The following is an 18,310-nucleotide window of genomic DNA, read 5'->3' on the forward strand; positions in this document are numbered from 1 at the left end:
CTTACCGTTGGAGGATTATCATGGACAGTATTACGGCATCACCCGGTAAATATATTCAGGGCCAGCATATTCTCAGCCGTGCCGGGCAATACCTGAAACCACTTGGGCAGCACTTTTTAGTGCTCGCAGACAGCTTTGTCGCCGATCTGGTGGAAGAGATGCTGCGCCGTACCTGTGAAGAGCATCAAATTGATGTGGAGTTCGCACTCTTTGGTGGCGAGTGTTCACAACCCGAAATTGACCAACTTTGTATACTGGCGCAACGAGCGGAATGCGATGCAATACTGGGGATTGGTGGCGGGAAAACGCTTGATACAGCAAAAGCCGTAGCTTGCCTGATGAAAAGCCCAATGGTCATTGCGCCAACAGTAGCATCCAGTGATGCCCCATGCAGTGCGCTGTCTGTTATTTACTGTGAGGATGGTTCTCTCGACCGTTACCTGCCATTACCTCATAACCCGGACCTGGTATTGGTAGATAGTGCAATTATTGCCGGAGCGCCACCACGGTTACTGGCCGCAGGTATTGGTGATGCCTTATCCACCTGGTTTGAAGCCCGTGCCTGTGCAAAAAGTGGCGCAGTGACCAGTGCAGGAGGCTTACCTGGCAGAGCTGCGCTGGCACTGGCTGAACTCTGCTACCGCACGCTCCTTGAATCAGGTGTCACTGCTGTCTCAGACGCACAACAACATAACGTCACCGCAGCGCTGGAACGTGTTATTGAAGCCAATATTTACCTGAGTGGTATTGGGTTTGAGAGTGGCGGTCTGGCAGCAGCACATGCTGTCCATAACGGGCTAACAACCCTGCCGGATACGCAAAAAACACTGCATGGCGAAAAAGTCGCGTTTGGTACACGGGTGCAGTTAATACTCGAAGATGCCCCACAGGAAGAACAGGTAGCAGTACTGAATCTGTGTCACAAATCAGGTTTACCCGTCACGCTGAGTGAATTAGGTATTACACAAGGGGTTGAGGAAAAAGTCCGCCAGGTAGCACAGGCCAGTTGCCAGCCAGAAAGCCCAATGCACAACATGCCGGGCAAAATAACACCACAACAGGTGTTCGACGCCATCTTGCTGGCAGATGAACTTGGCCGCATGGCATCATCATAACCCGGCGTTTTCTCCAGCCAGGGAGTTACACACCACCTGGCTGATACAAGAGCAAATTAACCCGCCGGGCGCACACCCAGTGTATGACAAATGGCATAACTCATTTCAGCCCGGTTAAGGGTGTAGAAATGGAAATCTTTCACCCCTTCCCGGCTTAAAATTTTCACCATATCCATCGCAATGCTGGCACCCACCAGCTTACGGGTTTCTGGATCATCATCCAGCCCGTCAAACATCGTCGCCATCCATTGAGGTACGCGTACATTAGTCATTGTGGCGAATTTCTGCAGTTGCTTGTAGTTACTGACGGGTAAAATGCCCGGCACAATTTCAACATCAATGCCAGCAGCGGCACAGCGGTCGCGAAAACGCAGGTAATTTTCCACATCAAAGAAAAATTGGGTAATTGCCCGATTAGCGCCCGCGTCAATTTTCCGTTTCAGGTTAATTAAATCAGCCTGAGCACTCTTTGCTTCCGGATGCACTTCCGGATATGCGGCAACAGAAATATCAAAATCCGCGACATCTTTCAGTAACGCGACCAGGTCAGCTGCGTACATATCCGGTTTCCCGCTACCTGGCGGCAGATCACCACGCAGCGCGACAATATGGCGAATCCCGTTATCCCAGTAATCCTGAGCAATGGATTTGAGTTCGTCGCGGGTGGCATCAATACAGGTTAAATGCGGCGCAGCCACCAGCCCGGTACGTTCTTTAATATCTTTAATGATGCTGTGAGTACGGTCACGCTCACCAGAGTTAGCACCGTAAGTAACAGAAACAAATTTAGGGCGCAGGCTGCTCAGCCGATCGATAGAGTTCCAGAGCGTTTGCTCCATTTCACTGGTTCGCGGCGGGAAAAACTCAAACGAGACATTAATATGCCCCTGAACCTCAGCCAGGCTCTGATTCAAAGCATCTCGCTGGTTGGCGTGAAAGAAACTCATACCTTACCTCATCACTCTTATCGCTGTTCTGTTATTTTTTACATCTATACGTTTAGACGTCCAGATGTAAAAATGAAGGAAAAGCCTCGCCCCGTCAACTGAAAAATTCTTGAGTAACAGGAATAATTATCAGCCAACGTGAAAAAATTTCATGGATAAGTGATGATTTTTATACGCAGAAGGTGATGGCATACCGCCTTCAGGCCATCAGGCCCGAATAGCGGTATGAATAGCAGGATTTAAAGCAATTTTGCCAGGCGATTGATATCCGACTGAATGGCGCCAGCGGTAACATCCCTCCCGGCACCGGGCCCGCGAATCACCAGGGGATTATCCCGATACCAGCGGCTTTCAATAGCAAATACATTGTCACAGGGCAACAGAGAAGCTAACGGATGTTCCTGTCGTACCGCTTCCACACCAACCCGGGCTTTACCATTGGCATCAAAACGGGCTACATAACGCAATACCAGCCCCATCTCCTGCGCAGCTTCCAGGCGTTGCAACATTTGCTCATTCAGTGCATCACCATTTTCGAAGAAATAGTCGACAGAACCAGACTCACAACCAACCGGAACCAGTGATTCGACCCGCACCTGTTCAGGTTCGATGTCGTACCCGGCTTCACGCGCCAAAATCACCAATTTGCGCATGACATCCTGCCCCGACAGATCTACCCGCGGATCAGGCTCAGTCAGCCCCTGCTGCCAGGCCTGATCCACCAGATCGGTGAAAGGCACTGTGCCGTCAAATTGCAAAAACAACCAGGAGAGTGTGCCGGAGAAAATTCCACTGATCGCAAGGATCGAGTCACCACTGTCTCGCAAGTCCCGAACCGTATGGTTTACGGGTAAACCCGCACCCACAGTTGCGTTGTATAACCAGTGACGCCCTGTTTTCGCAAACGCATCGCGAATCAGGCGAAATTTATCGCTGGAACTGGCTCCTGCCAGTTTATTCGCACTAATGACGTGGAAACCGTGGCTGGCAAAATCCAGATACTGATCAGCCAGTTGTTCACTGGCTGTTACATCCAGCACCACCAGGTCATCGTACGGGTGTGCCCGCATCCATAAGAAAAGCGCTTCTTCATCCAGCTCTACAGCTTCATCATTGAAGAAAGCCAGTGCCCGGCTGGCATCAAGCCCATCATAGCTTAACAAGCTGCGGCGGCTGTCCACCACGCCAGCCAGAATAAATTCAAACCCTGTCCGGGCAGATAATGATTCCTGCTCACGGGCAAATAACTCAAGCCAGCGAGAACCAATGTTGCCTTTTCCGAACAGCACCAGACCAATGCGCTTCTCGGCGCGGAACAAAGACTGGTGCAGCCCCTGAATCAGGTGTTCAGTTGGCCCGCTGCGGAGTACAGCAACCAGGCTGATGCCTTCATCCGATTGCCAGATAAACTCGACTGGCTGGTCTTTTAACTGCTGCCAGAAGCGGTGGCTGTGCAGAGGATTACGGCACACCCCAGCCCCTACCATCGCAACCAAAGCCAGCCCTTCACGCAGTACCAGCTCGCCTTGCGGCGCAATATCCTGTAATTGCTGCCAGGCACTGTTCACCACTTCCGAGGTATAGCACAGTTGCAACAGATGGCGGTCAGGATGCACACCAATAGCAAGAGGGCGAAGTTGAGCGCGTTTCAGCACCGTATCCACCTCTTTTTGCGCCTGGCGGAAATCTTGTTCCGGCGCCAACTGGAGTTCAATCAAACACACATCGTCGTGACTGGTCACAATACGTGCCCCAGTCCCCGAGGCTAATACTCGTTCAATACGCGTTGAGCCTTGCTCCGGGTTATAGCTACAACGCAACTGCAGGTCGATATCGCTGCCGGATACAGGCTGGAGTGTACGGGTATGCAGCACTGGCGCGGCAAGGCGAGCCAGTTCACTGGCTTCATCCAGGCGCAATAACGGCAGCAGGCAGGCATCACTCACCTTACGTGGATCCGCGCTATAAACGCCAGCCACGTCACTCCAGATAGTGACACGGGAAACCCCTGCCAGCGCACCAATTTGCGTCGCAGAATAGTCAGAGCCATTACGGCCCAGCAATACCGTTTCTCCGGCGTTGTTACGGCAAATAAAGCCGGTTACTACAATACGCTTGCCTGGATGCTGAACCAGGAGTTGTTGTAACAACGGATAAGACAGGCCTTCATTTACCTGAGGCTGTGCCGCACGTTCTGCCCGCATAAAATCGCGGGCGTCCAGCCAGGCGGCTTCCATCCCTTGCAACCTGAGGACCTCAGACATCAACCGGGCCGACCACACTTCACCATGACCGACAACCTCGGCATAAATGGCATCGGTGATTGTGCTGTCCAGCAATACAGCAAGACGCTCCAGATCATGAATAAAATCGGCAATCAGTACGTCGGCAATTTCGGCGGGCAGTAGCCCGCTAATCAGCTCGGTCTGATAACGACGTAGTGCTTGCTGCACCTGGTGAGCAGAGAGCCGGTCAGTCTGACTCAGTTTCAGCCAACTAATCAGCTGGTTGGTTGTGCTGCCGGCGGCAGATACCACCACTAAATCGCCAGGACAGGAATACTCTTCCAAAATTGTGGCCACCCGCAAGTAGCACTTCACATCGGCAAGACTGCTCCCGCCAAACTTATGTAACTGGCGGCCTGCGCCCCCTGCTGGTGCAGTAACACTCATACTTACCCCTCAGATGCAGCCCGGAATCCATTTTCCAGGTCAGCAATTAGATCGTCACCATCTTCTATTCCGGTTGAGATACGTAGCAACGTCTCAGAAATACCGGCCGCCGCACGCGCTTCAGCTGACATCCCGGCGTGGGTCATCGTCGCGGCATGGGAAATTAAGCTTTCAACCCCACCCAAAGATTCCGCCAGTGTAAAGAGAGAGAGGCCTTTGAGGAAGCGGCGTAATGTTTGTTCGTCACCATCCAGTTCAAAACTGAGCATCGCTCCAAATCCTTTTTGCTGGCGTACAGCAATATCATGCCCTGGATTTTCAGGAAGTGATGGGTGATAAAGGCGCTTAACCAGGGGCTGTTTTTTCAGATAGTCCACAATGGCAAGTGCATTGCGTTGTGCAAGTTCAACACGCGGAGCCAGAGTACGAATCCCACGTAATAGCAAGTAGCTGTCAAAAGCGCTTCCCGTTACCCCAATATTGTTTGCCCACCAGGCAAGCTCTGTCGCCATCTCAGCATCTTTGGCAATCACGGCTCCTGCCACAACATCAGAATGCCCGTTAAGGTATTTGGTACAGGAATGAACCACCAGGTCCGCGCCCAAAGCCAGTGGATTTTGCAACGCCGGGCTCAGGAAAGTGTTATCAACAACAGTGATTGCACCGACAGCTTTTGCCGCCTGGCAAATTTTTGCGATATCCACAACACGCAATAAAGGGTTGCTCGGGCTTTCTATCAGCACCAGTTTAGGCTTCTGTGACAGAGCCGATTCCAGCGCCGCTTCATCATTCTGGTCAACAAACTGTACGCGGTAGCAACCACGTTTGGCCATGCTGTCGAATAACCGATAGCTGCCGCCATAACAATCATGAGGCGCAACTAACAAATCACCAGGGTTCAGGAAAATAGCTGTTAGCAAATGAATGGCCGACATGCCAGTATTTGTCATTACTGCACCCGCACCACCTTCCAGTTCAGCCAGCGTACGCTGGACGACATCGCGCGTTGGGTTACCACGGCGAGAATAGTCATGCTCGCGTGGTAAATTGAAATCAGTGAAGTTATAAGTCGTGGAGAGATGAATCGGCGGCACAACACAACCGTACTGTTCATCATTGTTTAATCCGCTACGTACAGCAATTGTGGCTTGTTTGCGTGTCATGGTGAGTATCCCTGGCTGACACCTGAACCGGCAGGCGCGTAATACAGTAATCAGAAGACAGCCAACAGAGTAAACAGAGTTAACATAGACGTCAATACATCTGGACATCTAAACTTCTTTGCGTATAGATTGAGCAGAGCGCCAATAACCGTTAAACTTATACGCTTAAGATCTGGCACACAGCAACGCTGTCTAAAAACGTGCGAATCTGTGTACGGTAAAAATTTACTTTAATGGTCAGTTCCCGCAAGGGGTTGGGCCTTTTTTAATGACTGAGAGGACTAAAGGTATCTCATGGCTGAATGGAGCGGCGAATATATCAGCCCATACGCTGAGCACGGTAAGAAGAGTGAACAAGTAAAGAAAATTACGGTTTCCATTCCTCTGAAAGTGTTAAAGATCCTCACTGACGAACGTACTCGTCGCCAGGTAAATAACCTGCGCCACGCAACGAACAGTGAATTGCTGTGTGAAGCATTTCTCCACGCATTTACCGGGCAGCCGTTACCAGACGACAACGACCTGCGTAAAGAGCGAAGTGATGAAATTCCGGAACATGCAAAAGTAATTATGCGTGAGCTGGGGATAGACCCGGATACATGGGAATATTAATCCGGTGCAGCGTTATCATCAGATAACAGATGCAAAAAAGGCGCCTTTCGGCGCCTTTTTCGTGACAAGCAAAATATTACTTGCTGCCCGGAATACTGAAACGTTTGTTGAAACGTTCAACACGACCGCCGGTATCAACAACACGTTGTTTACCAGTGAAGAACGGGTGGCATTTACCACATACGTCCAGGTTCAGGTCGTGACCCACGGTAGAATGGGTTTTGATGACATTACCGCAAGAACAAGTTGCAGTAATTTCTACATAATTCGGGTGAATATCTTTTTTCATGGAAAACCTCAGGTCTAAGGCCGCGTCGCTCTTCCAGCCCTAACGCCAGACACCACGCGAAGTTGATAGTAATGGTTTTGAGTGCGAAATTGCACATCAAAGGCGGCGAATCATACAGAAATTAACCAGAGTATGCAAACTGATCCGCACACAACCGCGGTCACAGTGTACACTAGACTGCCTTTTTTTGCTTTGGAAGCGCTGATGCCCGTTGCCCACGTTGCTTTGCCCGTTCCACTAAACCGCACTTTTGACTATGCCATACCTGAAAATATGGTACTGGTAGCTGGCTGTCGTGTCACCGTGCCTTTCGGAACGCAAAAACGTACCGGTATTGTGGTCAGTATTGATGATACCAGTGAGCTTCCTCTGGCAGACCTGAAGACTGTGCAGGAAGCACTGGACAGCACACCGCTATACTCAGCATCTTTATGGCGTTTACTCCTGTGGGCTGCAAACTACTATCATCACCCGATTGGCGAAGTGCTGTTTCATGCCCTGCCCATCCCATTACGCCAGGGTAAACCAGCTCTGTTGTCACCTCAAAGTTACTGGTTTGCTACCGAACAAGGCATGGCAACTGACCTGAATGGGTTAAAACGTGCACCAAAGCAACAGCAGGCGCTGGCGGCTCTTCACCAGGGCCCGGTGCTACGCCAGCAGACTACTGAACTTGACCTGAACGACTCGGCTCTCCAGTCACTGCGCCGTAAAGGGCTGTGCGACATTCGCCAGGAAGAGCAAGCAAGTTCTCCGTGGCAAAATATGTTCACGCTCGCTCAGGACCGCCTGAGGTTGAATACCGAGCAGGCGATGGCGGTTGGGGCAATTCACGGTGACGATGACCATTTTACAGCCTGGTTATTGGCGGGTATTACCGGCTCCGGGAAAACAGAAGTCTACCTGAGCGTGCTGGAAAACGTGCTGGCACGAGGTAAACAGGCGCTGGTACTGGTGCCAGAGATTGGGCTGACACCACAAACCATCGCCCGTTTTCGCGAGCGCTTTAAGGCTCCGGTCGATGTGCTGCATTCAGGGCTGAATGACAGTGAGCGCTTAGCCACCTGGATCAAAGCCAGCCGGGGTGATACCGCGATTGTTATTGGTACGCGGTCAGCGTTGTTTACCCCATTTCGTAACCTGGGCGTTATCGTTATCGATGAAGAGCATGACAGCTCCTATAAACAGCAGGAAGGTTGGCGTTACCACGCCCGTGATCTTGCCGTGTGGCGGGCTCACAGTGAAGACATTCCCATTGTGCTTGGATCTGCCACTCCATCGCTGGAAACGCTGTATAACGTCCAGCAACGCAAGTATCGCCAACTTAAACTGACCCGAAGGGCAGGAAATGCTCGCCCGGCAATGCAACACGTTCTGGATCTGAAAGGGCAGTCACTTCAGGCTGGTTTATCTCCGGCACTGATTAACCGCATGCGCCAACACCTTGAAGCGGATAATCAGGTGATTTTATTTCTGAACCGCCGTGGATATGCCCCCGCTTTACTGTGCCATGATTGTGGCTGGATTGCTGAATGCCAGCGGTGTGATCACTATTACACCATTCATCAACGTCAGCGGCACCTGCGCTGCCACCATTGTGACAGCCAGCGTCCTATTCCTCACCAATGCCCGGGGTGTGGTTCAACCCACCTGGTACCCGTCGGCACTGGCACAGAACAACTGGAAGAAAGCCTTGCTCCGTTTTTTCCTTCCGTGCCTGTTTCCCGTATTGACCGCGATACAACCAGCCGTAAAGGCGCCCTGGAAAAACACCTTGAGGCGGTTCACCGTGGAGGTAAGAGGATCCTGATTGGTACCCAAATGCTGGCTAAAGGGCACCACTTTCCCGATGTCACCCTGGTCGCCTTACTGGATGTCGATGGTGCATTATTCTCAGCTGATTTCCGTGCCGCAGAGCGCTTCGCTCAGCTCTACACTCAGGTATCAGGGCGAGCCGGGCGGGCTGGCAAGCAAGGCGAAGTTATTTTACAAACTCACCATCCCGAACACCCTTTACTACAAATTTTGCTCGCAAAAGGTTATGACGCATTTGCCAGCCAGGCGCTGGCTGAGCGGCAAAAAGTCATGTTGCCCCCCTGGAGCAGCCATGTGCTTATTCGCGCTGAAGACCACAACAACCAGCTTGCTCCAGTCTTTTTGCAGCAATTGCGCAACCTGCTTCAGGCAAGCCCGGCGGCAGACCAACAACTGTGGTTACTCGGCCCGGTTCCGGCTCTGCAACCCAAACGTGGTGGCCGATTCCGTTGGCAGCTCTTGCTGCAACATCCTTCACGCGCTCGTCTTCAACAAGTGTTGGCCACTGCACTGGTTCTGGTTAACACACTGCCCGGGGCGAAAAAAGTAAAATGGATGCTGGACGTCGATCCGATCGAAGGCTAATTCGCCAGAAGAATGCGAGGAAGCTCCGAAAAGCAATACAGATCACACTTCAAATGAAAGAGTTGTAACAACTTGCTGCGATTATCTGATAAAAATGTGAACAGCATCAGATAAAATGCATCATTTGCGGTTTCGGACGAGGAGAGCACGTTGAAGGCAAACAAAAAAGTCGTGGCACCCACGATGAAAGATGTGGCAGAAAAAGCAGAAGTGTCTACAGCAACAGTCTCTCGCGCATTAATGAACCCCGAGAAAGTTTCGCAGGCAACACGCAATCGGGTTGAGCAGGCTGCTATTGAGCTGGGCTATCTGCCACATGCTCTGAACCGCAGTGCCAAACGCAACGACTCCCGCACACTTCTGGTCATTGTGCCGGATATTTGCGATCCCTTTTTCAGTGAAATTCTGCGCGGTATCGAAACCACTGCGGCACAGCATGGCTACCTGGTGTTAATTGGCGACTGTGCTCACCAAAACCAGCAAGAAAAGAACTTTATTGACCTCATCATCAGTAAACAAATCGACGGCATGTTACTGCTTGGCTCCCAACTACCTTTCGATGCCAGCCGCGAAGAGCAGCGCAACCTGCCGCCAATGGTGATGGCGAACGAATTCGCACCTGAGCTGGAACTACCAACAGTTCACATCGACAACCTGACTGCGGCTTTTAATGCCGTCGCCTGGTTGCTGCAGCAAGGCCATACCCATATTGCCTGTATTGCCGGCCCCGAAGAAATGCCTCTCTCACACTATCGTTTGCAAGGGTATATTCAGGCTCTTAGGCGCAATGGCATTACAGTAGACTCAAACTATATTGTACGCGGCGATTTTAGCTATGAAGCCGGGGCAAGTGCGCTTGAGCAATTGCAGCGCCTGCCTGTTCCGCCCACCGCCATATTTTGCCACAGTGATGTCATGGCGCTGGGTGCGCTTTCATGGGCAAAACGCCACGGCCTGCGCGTACCGCAAGACCTGTCTATTATGGGATTCGACGATATTGCATTATCACGCTTTTGCGACCCGCCACTCACCACCATGGCGCAGCCCCGCTTCAAAATTGGCGAGGAAGCGATGTTGCTGCTTCTGGAACAGTTGAATGGGAACACCATCAGCCCGGGATCCCGTTTGCTTGACTGCGACCTGATCATCAGGGAATCGACTGGCCCGGCAAAAGCAGGGATTTAACGCTTTCGGAATCCTTAATCTGGTCAAACTCCCGCCCCTTAAGTAACATGGCGGACTGATAAATACTATATTCACAGCGAAACGATAGTGGCACAACGAGATTACGTACGTCGTGGGCAATCGACGCCAGCACGGCGGAAAAAAGGAAATTCCCGCAAAAAGCAGACTCAGGGGTCTGCGCTCTCTCCAGTGATGGTTGCCGTTGCGGCGGCTGTTCTGGTGGCTTTTGTTGGCGGGCTTTACTTTATTACCCATCATAAAAAAGAAGAAAGTGAGGCGCGAAGCGGGCAAAGCATTCCCGGCAATGGTCTGCCGCCGAAGCCCGAAGAGCGGTGGCGCTATATTAAAGAGTTGGAAAATCGCCAGCCAGGCATACGTACGCCTACAGAACCCTCTTCAGGAGGGGAAATCAAAAATGCTGATCAACTAACCAACGAGCAACGCCAGTTACTGGAACAAATGCAGGCAGATATGCGCCAGCAACCCACACAACTGAGTGAAGTGCCCTGGAATGAACAAACCCCAGAACAACGCCAGCAAACATTGCAACGTCAACGTCAGGCCGCCGCAGTACAACAACAGGCACAGCCTTCGGGTACATCATCCCGCTCGTCGAATACTCAGTCTCAGCCTTCAACAACGCGTAATACACAAACTTATTCGCGCTCTTCTCCTGTGCGGGCCCCCACATCAGCCTCACCTTATGAAGACCTGATGCAAACGCCTGCGCATACATCCCAAAGAGAACAGACGCGAAGTACCACTGCAACCCGAACAGAACAGCCTGCGCCTGTCACACAGGTACAGGAACCGGCCAAAACTGCAGAGAAAAAAGATGAACGGCGCTGGATGATACAATGTGGCTCATTCCGCGGAGCGGATCAGGCCGAAACTGTGCGCGCACAGTTAGCATTTGAAGGTTTTTCTTCACATATTACCGTGAATAACGGCTGGAACCGGGTGGTCATTGGCCCGTTGAAAGGGAAAGAGAATGCAGACTCTACTATCAGCAGGTTGAAGGTTTCCGGTCACGCAAACTGCATCCGTATCGCATCCGGGGGTTGAAACCCCCAATTTTCCCCCCATCTATAATTTCATTCTCTTCCGGGCGTGTTTTGGTGAGCTGTAGTACAGGCCGTGAATAGTACAGGCAAACCGGGCCCGGAGTACCCTCATTCAGCTATCCACAAGGGGTCTGCTCGTGACAACAATAGTAAGTGTACGCCGCAATGGCCATGTAGTAATCGGTGGCGATGGTCAGGCCACGCTGGGCAATACCGTAATGAAAGGTAATGTCAAAAAAGTACGTCGCCTCTACAATGACAAAGTGATTGCGGGATTTGCTGGCGGAACAGCAGATGCCTTTACCTTGTTTGAACTGTTCGAACGAAAACTGGAAATGCACCAGGGGCACCTGGTTAAAGCCGCAGTTGAACTGGCGAAAGACTGGCGTACCGACCGTATGCTGCGTCGGCTGGAAGCACTACTGGCTGTAGCCGATGAAAATGCCTCACTCATCATTAGTGGCAATGGCGACGTTATCCAGCCCGAAAATGACCTGATTGCGATTGGCTCTGGTGGCCCTTATGCTCAGGCTGCGGCTCGTGCATTACTGGAAAACACAGAGTTAGGCGCACGCGATATTGTCGAAAAAGCGTTGGGTATTGCAGGTGATATCTGTATTTATACCAACAGTTTCCAGACCATCGAAGAATTACCGTCAAAAGTTTAAGGACTGCCCATGTCTGAAATGACCCCACGCGAAATTGTCAGCGAACTCGACAAACACATTATTGGTCAGGACGCAGCAAAGCGTTCTGTCGCTATTGCGCTGCGTAACCGCTGGCGCCGTATGCAGCTTGATGAAGAGCTACGCCATGAAGTGACACCAAAAAATATCCTGATGATCGGGCCAACTGGTGTCGGTAAAACAGAAATAGCCCGTAGGCTGGCAAAACTGGCTAATGCGCCGTTCATCAAAGTGGAAGCGACCAAATTCACCGAAGTGGGCTATGTTGGTAAGGAAGTGGATTCTATTATCCGCGATCTGACCGATGCTGCCGTGAAAATGGTTCGCATGCAGTCTATTGAAAAAAACCGCTATCGTGCAGAAGAAATGGCAGAAGAGCGGATTCTGGATGCTTTGATCCCACCAGCAAAAAATAACTGGGGCCAGGCAGAAGCCTCCCAGGAGCCTTCTGCTGCGCGTCAGGCGTTTCGTAAAAAACTGCGTGAAGGCCAACTGGATGATAAAGAAATAGAAATCAACCTTGCGGCTGCACCAATGGGTGTCGAAATCATGGCTCCGCCAGGTATGGAAGAAATGACCAGCCAGCTTCAGTCTATGTTCCAAAATCTGGGTGGGCAGAAACAGAAGCCGCGTAAGCTGAAAATCAAAGATGCTATGAAGCTTCTGGTGGAAGAAGAAGCTGCAAAACTGGTTAATCCGGAAGAACTGAAACAAGATGCGATTGATGCCGTTGAACAGCATGGCATCGTGTTTATCGATGAGATCGATAAAATTTGTAAACGTGGTAATACTTCTGGCCCGGATGTCTCCCGCGAAGGCGTGCAACGCGATTTGTTGCCTCTGGTTGAAGGCTGTACGGTATCCACGAAGCATGGGATGGTGAAAACAGACCATATTCTGTTTATTGCTTCTGGTGCATTCCAGGTTGCCAGCCCATCAGACCTTATCCCTGAACTGCAAGGCCGCTTGCCTATCCGCGTAGAGTTACAGGCACTAACCACTGAGGATTTTGAGCGGATCCTGACAGAACCGAACGCGTCCGTCACTGTACAGTACAAAGCACTGATGGCAACTGAAGGGGTTAATATAGCCTTCACAGACGATGGCATTCGCCGTATTGCTCAGGCTGCATGGCAGGTCAATGAAACAACTGAAAACATTGGTGCCCGCCGTTTGCACACGGTGCTGGAACGTCTGATGGAAGACATTTCGTTTGATGCCAGTGAGATCGGTGGCGAAACCATCACTATTGATGCCGCCTATGTCAGCAAGCACCTTGACGAACTGGTAGCAGACGAAGACCTGAGCCGGTTTATTTTGTAGTTGCCACCCCACTGGTATCACGACACCAATGGGTAACACGCTTTCAGGTTAGGCCATGTACCGTGTACAATTCGATTCCGAGCCTAATCCTGTTCATTTCCATGGGGGCATCGTGCCCCCATTTTTATTGCTGGCGATAAAACATGACTGATGCCCAACCTGTGAGTGTTGCCCGCGCGTGGTTTGAAAGCCTGCGCCCTCGTACACTACCCCTGGCGTTTATTTCTATTGTTGTGGGGAGCGTTCTGGCCTGGTGGCAACATACCTTTAATCCGCTTGTTGCCGCACTGGCTTTGTTAACCGCCGGGCTATTACAAATTCTTTCAAATTTAGCCAATGATTATGGTGATGCACTTAAAGGCAGTGATAAACCAGACCGTATAGGGCCATTGCGTGGTATGCAAAAAGGCCTGATCAGTGTGGCTCAAATGAAAGTCGCCCTGATTATCACCGTTACACTAACTTGTCTGGCTGGCCTGGCGCTGGTGCTGGTCGCCTGCCATACCTTGTCTGATTTGTTTGGTTTTCTCTTGCTCGGCGTCCTGGCTATTGTTGCGGCGATTACCTATACCGTTGGCAACAAACCTTATGGTTATATGGGTCTTGGTGACATATCAGTACTGATTTTCTTTGGCTGGCTAAGTGTTGTTGGCGCATGGTATTTACAAACCCATCAACTGGCATTCTCTATCTTCATTCCTGCGACTGCAACTGGGCTGTTAGCAACAGCAGTATTGAATATCAATAACCTGCGTGATTTAGACAGCGACAGAGAGAATGGTAAAAACACACTCGCGGTACGCCTTGGGCCGTATAATGCCCGCCGCTACCATGTCATATTGCTTATGGGTGCTCTGTTATGTTTTGCCCTGTTTAATTTACTTTGGCTGAAGCAAATGTGGGGATGGTTGTTTGTGCTCTCAGTTCCACTACTGGTGCGCCAGTGCCGTTATATTCTGCGCGAAACCAACCCGGTAGCAATACGCCCAATGCTTGAAAAAACAGTGAAAGCGGCCTTACTGACCAATATCTTGTTTGTTGCAGGTATCATCATCAGCCAATGGGGCGGATAACTGACCCACATCAACGCATCCTGCAGTTTTTTAATGACAATACGCAACAGGCTGAAAATTACTCATTACAGCAGGACATCGCCAGACATTAAGCGATATACTGAAAACTACCAGCGGCAACTAAGTGTTAATCCTATGAAATACGATACTTCAGAGTTGTGCGATATCTACCACGAAGATGTTAATGTCGTCGAACCGTTATTTTCTAACTTCGGTGGGCGTCACTCCTTTGGTGGACAGGTCATCACAGTAAAATGTTTCGAGGACAACGGGTTGCTGTATGAGCTTCTCGAAGAAAATGGCCGTGGGAGAATCCTGGTCGTGGATGGCGGTGGCTCAGTTCGTCGTGCACTTCTCGACGCCGACCTGGCTCGCCTTGCTATGCAAAACGAATGGGAAGGCATTGTTATTTACGGTGCCGTACGCCAGGTAGATGATCTGGAAGAAATGGATATCGGTATTCAGGCTATTGCCGCCATTCCTGTGGGTGCTGCGGGAGAAGGTACAGGCGAGAGTGATATTCGGGTCAACTTTGGTGGTGTGACGTTCTTTTCAGGCGACCACCTCTACGCAGATAACACTGGCATTATTCTTTCTGAAGAACCCCTGGATATTGAATAGACGTACTATTGGGCGCAGCAGACATTACTGCGCCCAAAAGGCCTCGCCAGGAGAAATTAAACTTCTTCCATTTTTCCCAACAGTGCCTGTAAACGCTCTTGCCAGACACCCAGTTGCTCTTTCAGTTGGTTATTTTCCTGTTCCAGCGCTCCGCGATTTTCCTGTGCAAGCTGTACTTCCTGCGCCAGGTTGTTGTTCTTTTCTTTCAGCTCTTCGATTTCCATCTGCAACAGCGTGATGGTATCAATAGCCTGTTGTACTTTGGCTTCCAGTTTTTCAAACACTTCAAATGACATTGTCATACCTCTCCTGAATTACAAAGGCGCTGATGGATGACTATCCTGTCCCGCTTCGGCGACGCCTTAATGATATACGTTACATCACGCAAGACTTCGATTGTAAGAAGCCTGACAGCCCCTGTCCAGCGACATACCCGGCTGTTTGCGGATTGCAACACTTTTCAGCATTTGCTGAACTTCCCACGCAGCCCATCAGCCAAATTGTTAATACATCCGTTAAAAGATTGAGATATTTCTTATCACGCCCAATGATTATCCGGCCCAACAATCCGGCCCGCATGGCGCGAAAACGCTCATTTTCTTGACGGCGCACACAAAAATCACTTTCGATATTTCTCGTTTTTGCTCGTTAACGATAAATTAACAGTATGTCTACACGACATGGCGGGTTATTGGCTTACCCGTACAAACAATAATCATTAATTTACCTTCAGGACCCGATTATGAGTCAAACTTCAACCTTAAAAGGTCAGTGCATCGCCGAATTTCTTGGTACCGGGTTGTTGATTTTCTTCGGTGTTGGCTGTGTTGCCGCTTTAGTTGTCGCAGGCGCAACATTTGGCCAGTGGGAAATCAGTATCATCTGGGGTTTGGGGGTGGCTATGGCCATCTATCTGACCGCAGGCGTATCCGGCGCACACCTTAACCCGGCAGTCACTCTTGCATTGTGGCTGTTTGCGAACTTCGAAGGGCGAAAAGTTGTGCCCTTTATCTGCTCACAGTTTCTCGGCGCCTTCTGCGCCGCAGCTCTGGTTTACGGGCTTTATTACAACCTGTTTATTGATTACGAACTCACTCACCATATTGTCCGGGGGACACCAGAAAGCCTGAAACTGGCAGGCATTTTCTCTACTTACCCGAATCCCCATATCAACTTCTACCAGGCTTTTGCTGTTGAGATGGTCATTACCGCCATTCTCATGGGCGTAATTATGGCCCTGACTGATGATGGTAATGGGATCCCTCGTGGCCCGCTGGCACCACTGTTAATTGGCCTGCTCATTGCTGTTATTGGTGCATCGATGGGGCCATTAACCGGCTTTGCGATGAACCCGGCACGCGACCTTGGTCCGAAAACATTCGCCTGGCTGGCAGGTTGGGGAGACATCGCCTTCACTGGAGGACGTAACATTCCTTACTTCCTTGTTCCGGCTTTTGGCCCCGTAACTGGCGCCATTCTGGGCGCATTTGGCTACAAGAAGTTAATCGCTCATCATTTACCTGGCAATAAACCTGTTGTAGAAACATCAAATCCATCATCGCCTGCGGTGGCACAACAAAAAGCCTCGCTGTAATTCGACTTAAGGACACACATTTATGACCACAGAGAAAAAATACATCGTCGCACTGGACCAGGGCACCACCAGTTCCCGGGCCGTGGTACTGGATCACGATGCTAACATCGTCAGTGTCTCCCAACGCGAGTTTCAGCAAATCTACCCCAAAGCGGGTTGGGTGGAACACGATCCCATGGAGATCTGGGCATCACAAAGTTCCACACTTGTGGAAGTGCTTGCCAAAGCAGACATTCGTTCAGACCAGGTAGCAGCTATCGGAATTACCAACCAGCGCGAAACGGCCATTGTCTGGGAGCGCGAAACCGGTAAACCTATTTACAATGCCATTGTCTGGCAGTGCCGTCGTACCGCTGAAATTTGCGAACAACTTAAGCGCGATGGCATGGAAGAATACGTGCGTAACACAACAGGACTGGTCATCGACCCCTATTTTTCGGGTACCAAAGTTAAATGGATTCTCGACCACGTTGAAGGTTCGCGGGAACGCGCACGTCGTGGGGAATTGTTATTCGGTACCGTTGATACATGGCTTATCTGGAAAATGACTCAGGGTCGGGTACATGTCACCGATTATACCAACGCCTCCCGTACCATGCTGTTCAACATCCATACTCTGGAGTGGGATGACCGCATGCTGGAAGCACTGGATATACCTCGGGAAATGCTGCCGCAAGTACGTAAATCGTCTGAAGTCTATGGCCAAACCAACATTGGGGGGAAAGGCGGGACACGTATTCCTATTGCCGGGATCGCAGGTGACCAGCAGGCAGCCCTGTTTGGGCAGTTATGCGTAAAAGAGGGGATGGCGAAAAACACTTATGGCACCGGCTGTTTTATGCTGATGAACACAGGCAATCAGGCCGTCACCTCCAGCCATGGGTTGCTCACCACCATCGCATGTGGCCCCACTGGCGAAGTGAATTACGCGCTGGAAGGGGCGGTATTTATGGGTGGTGCATCTATTCAGTGGTTGCGGGATGAAATGAAACTCATCAGTGATGCCACCGACTCTGAATACTTTGCCACCAAAGTCAAAGACACCAATGGCGTCTATGTCGTGCCAGCATTTACCGGGCTCGGAGCTCCTTACTGGGACCCTTATGCACGCGGTGCAATCTTCGGTTTGACTCGCGGTGTAAACGCCAACCACATCATTCGGGCTACCCTTGAGTCTATCGCCTACCAGACGCGCGACGTACTTGAAGCCATGCAGGCCGATGCCGGTGTACGGCTCCACGCTCTGCGAGTTGATGGCGGCGCTGTTGCTAACAACTTCCTGATGCAATTCCAGTCAGATATTTTGGGTACCCCGGTTGAGCGCCCTGAGGTCCGGGAAGTCACTGCTCTGGGTGCCGCATACCTGGCGGGCCTGGCTGTGGGTTACTGGCAAAATCTGGATGAGCTGAATGAAAAAGCGGTTATTGAGAAAGAGTTCCGCCCAGGTATTGAAACTACCGAACGGAATTACCGCTATGCAGGCTGGAAAAAAGCGGTTAAACGCGCCCTTGCCTGGGAAGAACACGAAGAGATGTAACTGACTGATAAACTACTTAAAAGCCACAG

General features: G+C 50.8%; 17 protein-coding genes. 11 read left to right on the top strand and 6 right to left on the bottom strand.

The window, feature by feature from the left end; translation table 11 throughout:
• Positions 1 to 20 precede the first annotated feature (20 nt).
• Entirely contained in the window at positions 21 to 1,115 is a 1,095-nt protein-coding gene (locus tag A9B99_RS07150; RefSeq protein ID WP_064596118.1) for a glycerol dehydrogenase, read from the top strand.
• 56 nt (positions 1,116 to 1,171) lie between these two features.
• Here the strand turns inward: A9B99_RS07150 and metF are convergent, their stop codons facing one another.
• The 3 genes from metF to metB all read right to left on the bottom strand — a co-directional run bounded on the left by metF (position 1,172) and on the right by metB (position 5,897).
• Positions 1,172 to 2,062, bottom strand: coding sequence for a methylenetetrahydrofolate reductase (gene metF, locus A9B99_RS07155; protein ID WP_064596120.1), 891 nt, complete (start codon positions 2,060 to 2,062; stop codon positions 1,172 to 1,174).
• Between the two features lie 239 nt (positions 2,063 to 2,301).
• Positions 2,302 to 4,734, bottom strand: coding sequence for a bifunctional aspartate kinase/homoserine dehydrogenase II (locus A9B99_RS07160; protein ID WP_064596122.1), 2,433 nt, complete (start codon positions 4,732 to 4,734; stop codon positions 2,302 to 2,304).
• Positions 4,735 to 4,736: 2 nt separating this feature from the next.
• Positions 4,737 to 5,897, bottom strand: coding sequence for a cystathionine gamma-synthase (gene metB, locus A9B99_RS07165; RefSeq protein ID WP_064596124.1), 1,161 nt, complete (start codon positions 5,895 to 5,897; stop codon positions 4,737 to 4,739).
• Positions 5,898 to 6,191: 294 nt separating this feature from the next.
• On the opposite strand from metB, the gene metJ reads away from it, so the two are divergent.
• Positions 6,192 to 6,509 (top strand): met regulon transcriptional regulator MetJ, encoded by a 318-nt coding sequence (gene metJ, locus A9B99_RS07170; protein ID WP_064596126.1) that lies wholly within the window; start codon positions 6,192 to 6,194, stop codon positions 6,507 to 6,509.
• Between the two features lie 76 nt (positions 6,510 to 6,585).
• On the opposite strand, the gene rpmE is transcribed toward metJ, so the two are convergent.
• Entirely contained in the window at positions 6,586 to 6,798 is a 213-nt protein-coding gene (rpmE, locus tag A9B99_RS07175) for a 50S ribosomal protein L31 (RefSeq protein ID WP_036115851.1), read from the bottom strand.
• 204 nt (positions 6,799 to 7,002) lie between these two features.
• On the opposite strand from rpmE, the gene priA reads away from it, so the two are divergent.
• The 7 genes from priA (at position 7,003) to rraA (ending at position 15,150) form a co-directional block, all read left to right on the top strand.
• A complete protein-coding gene (gene priA, locus A9B99_RS07180) occupies positions 7,003 to 9,198 on the top strand; it encodes a primosomal protein N' (RefSeq protein WP_064596284.1) in 2,196 nt (731 codons plus the stop codon).
• A gap of 150 nt (positions 9,199 to 9,348) precedes the next feature.
• A complete protein-coding gene (gene cytR, locus A9B99_RS07185; RefSeq protein WP_064596128.1) occupies positions 9,349 to 10,383 on the top strand; it encodes a DNA-binding transcriptional regulator CytR in 1,035 nt (344 codons plus the stop codon).
• A gap of 87 nt (positions 10,384 to 10,470) precedes the next feature.
• Entirely contained in the window at positions 10,471 to 11,448 is a 978-nt protein-coding gene (gene ftsN / locus A9B99_RS07190; protein ID WP_064596129.1) for a cell division protein FtsN, read from the top strand.
• Positions 11,449 to 11,584: 136 nt separating this feature from the next.
• Positions 11,585 to 12,115: an ATP-dependent protease subunit HslV gene (hslV, locus tag A9B99_RS07195; RefSeq protein WP_036115842.1), complete on the top strand. Its 531-nt coding sequence runs from the start codon at positions 11,585 to 11,587 to the stop codon at positions 12,113 to 12,115.
• Between the two features lie 9 nt (positions 12,116 to 12,124).
• Entirely contained in the window at positions 12,125 to 13,456 is a 1,332-nt protein-coding gene (gene hslU, locus A9B99_RS07200) for an HslU--HslV peptidase ATPase subunit (RefSeq protein WP_064596130.1), read from the top strand.
• A 143-nt stretch (positions 13,457 to 13,599) separates the two neighbouring features.
• Entirely contained in the window at positions 13,600 to 14,529 is a 930-nt protein-coding gene (gene menA, locus A9B99_RS07205) for a 1,4-dihydroxy-2-naphthoate polyprenyltransferase (RefSeq protein WP_064596131.1), read from the top strand.
• 135 nt (positions 14,530 to 14,664) lie between these two features.
• The gene (gene rraA / locus A9B99_RS07210) at positions 14,665 to 15,150 is read left to right on the top strand and encodes a ribonuclease E activity regulator RraA (protein ID WP_036115835.1); all 486 of its coding nucleotides are present in this window, start codon (positions 14,665 to 14,667) and stop codon (positions 15,148 to 15,150) included.
• 56 nt (positions 15,151 to 15,206) lie between these two features.
• Here rraA and zapB read toward each other — a convergent pair whose 3' ends face one another.
• A complete protein-coding gene (zapB, locus tag A9B99_RS07215) occupies positions 15,207 to 15,452 on the bottom strand; it encodes a septal ring assembly protein ZapB (protein WP_156519015.1) in 246 nt (81 codons plus the stop codon).
• A gap of 73 nt (positions 15,453 to 15,525) precedes the next feature.
• A complete protein-coding gene (locus A9B99_RS23800) occupies positions 15,526 to 15,762 on the bottom strand; it encodes a hypothetical protein (RefSeq protein ID WP_156519016.1) in 237 nt (78 codons plus the stop codon).
• A gap of 130 nt (positions 15,763 to 15,892) precedes the next feature.
• Here A9B99_RS23800 and A9B99_RS07220 point away from each other — a divergent pair, with 130 nt between their 5' ends.
• Together A9B99_RS07220 and glpK are read left to right on the top strand one after the other, a co-directional pair.
• Entirely contained in the window at positions 15,893 to 16,744 is an 852-nt protein-coding gene (locus tag A9B99_RS07220) for an MIP/aquaporin family protein (protein ID WP_064596132.1), read from the top strand.
• Positions 16,745 to 16,766: 22 nt separating this feature from the next.
• Positions 16,767 to 18,281 (top strand): glycerol kinase GlpK, encoded by a 1,515-nt coding sequence (glpK, locus tag A9B99_RS07225; RefSeq protein ID WP_064596135.1) that lies wholly within the window; start codon positions 16,767 to 16,769, stop codon positions 18,279 to 18,281.
• The last annotated feature ends 29 nt before the right edge of the window (positions 18,282 to 18,310 follow it).

Origin of the sequence: Mangrovibacter phragmitis (genome assembly GCF_001655675.1) — a bacterium.
In the GTDB taxonomy this organism is placed as follows: Bacteria; Pseudomonadota; Gammaproteobacteria; order Enterobacterales; family Enterobacteriaceae; genus Mangrovibacter; species Mangrovibacter phragmitis.

Coding starts and splice junctions, on each gene's coding strand:
- A9B99_RS07150 (WP_064596118.1), top strand. CDS start 21: ATGGACAGTATTACGGCATCACCCGGTAAATATATTCAGGGCCAGCAT.
- metB (WP_064596124.1), bottom strand. CDS start 5,897: ATGACACGCAAACAAGCCACAATTGCTGTACGTAGCGGATTAAACAAT.
- zapB (WP_156519015.1), bottom strand. CDS start 15,452: ATGACAATGTCATTTGAAGTGTTTGAAAAACTGGAAGCCAAAGTACAA.
- A9B99_RS07160 (WP_064596122.1), bottom strand. CDS start 4,734: ATGAGTGTTACTGCACCAGCAGGGGGCGCAGGCCGCCAGTTACATAAG.
- menA (WP_064596131.1), top strand. CDS start 13,600: ATGACTGATGCCCAACCTGTGAGTGTTGCCCGCGCGTGGTTTGAAAGC.
- metJ (WP_064596126.1), top strand. CDS start 6,192: ATGGCTGAATGGAGCGGCGAATATATCAGCCCATACGCTGAGCACGGT.
- rpmE (WP_036115851.1), bottom strand. CDS start 6,798: ATGAAAAAAGATATTCACCCGAATTATGTAGAAATTACTGCAACTTGT.
- hslU (WP_064596130.1), top strand. CDS start 12,125: ATGTCTGAAATGACCCCACGCGAAATTGTCAGCGAACTCGACAAACAC.
- metF (WP_064596120.1), bottom strand. CDS start 2,062: ATGAGTTTCTTTCACGCCAACCAGCGAGATGCTTTGAATCAGAGCCTG.
- A9B99_RS07220 (WP_064596132.1), top strand. CDS start 15,893: ATGAGTCAAACTTCAACCTTAAAAGGTCAGTGCATCGCCGAATTTCTT.
- rraA (WP_036115835.1), top strand. CDS start 14,665: ATGAAATACGATACTTCAGAGTTGTGCGATATCTACCACGAAGATGTT.
- priA (WP_064596284.1), top strand. CDS start 7,003: ATGCCCGTTGCCCACGTTGCTTTGCCCGTTCCACTAAACCGCACTTTT.
- glpK (WP_064596135.1), top strand. CDS start 16,767: ATGACCACAGAGAAAAAATACATCGTCGCACTGGACCAGGGCACCACC.